The organism is Streptococcus gwangjuensis, assembly GCF_028156745.1.
GTDB lineage: Bacteria > Bacillota > Bacilli > Lactobacillales > Streptococcaceae > Streptococcus > Streptococcus gwangjuense_A.
Map to the genome: position 1 here is coordinate 1 of NZ_JAODJG010000004.1, position 366 is coordinate 366.

4 tRNA genes are annotated in these 366 nt (G+C 51.4%); all 4 read left to right on the forward strand.

From position 1 onward, the window contains the following. Positions 1-20 precede the first annotated feature (20 nt). The 4 genes from N5909_RS00020 to N5909_RS00035 all read left to right on the forward strand — a co-directional run bounded on the left by N5909_RS00020 (position 21) and on the right by N5909_RS00035 (position 362). A tRNA-Pro gene (locus N5909_RS00020) sits at positions 21-94 on the forward strand. Positions 95-99: 5 nt separating this feature from the next. Then, a tRNA-Met gene (locus N5909_RS00025) sits at positions 100-173 on the forward strand. Between the two features lie 13 nt (positions 174-186). After that, positions 187-260, forward strand: a tRNA-Ile gene (locus N5909_RS00030). A 12-nt stretch (positions 261-272) separates the two neighbouring features. Further along, a tRNA-Ser gene (locus N5909_RS00035) sits at positions 273-362 on the forward strand. The last annotated feature ends 4 nt before the right edge of the window (positions 363-366 follow it).

The following is a 366-nucleotide window of genomic DNA, read 5'->3' on the forward strand; positions in this document are numbered from 1 at the left end:
GTGCATTTTTCTATTTAACTCGGGAAGTAGCTCAGCTTGGTAGAGTACTTGGTTTGGGACCAAGGTGTCGCAGGTTCGAATCCTGTCTTCCCGATACATGGCGGTGTAGCTCAGCTGGCTAGAGCGTCCGGTTCATACCCGGGAGGTCGGGGGTTCGATCCCCTTCGCCGCTATATTGATCTTGTTGGACCTTTAGCTCAGCTGGTTAGAGCTCTCGGCTCATAACCGAGTGGTCGTAGGTTCAAGTCCTACAAGGTCCATTTAAATAATATGGAGGATTACCCAAGTCCGGCTGAAGGGAACGGTCTTGAAAACCGTCAGGCGTGTAAAAGCGTGCGTGGGTTCGAATCCCACATCCTCCTTTTG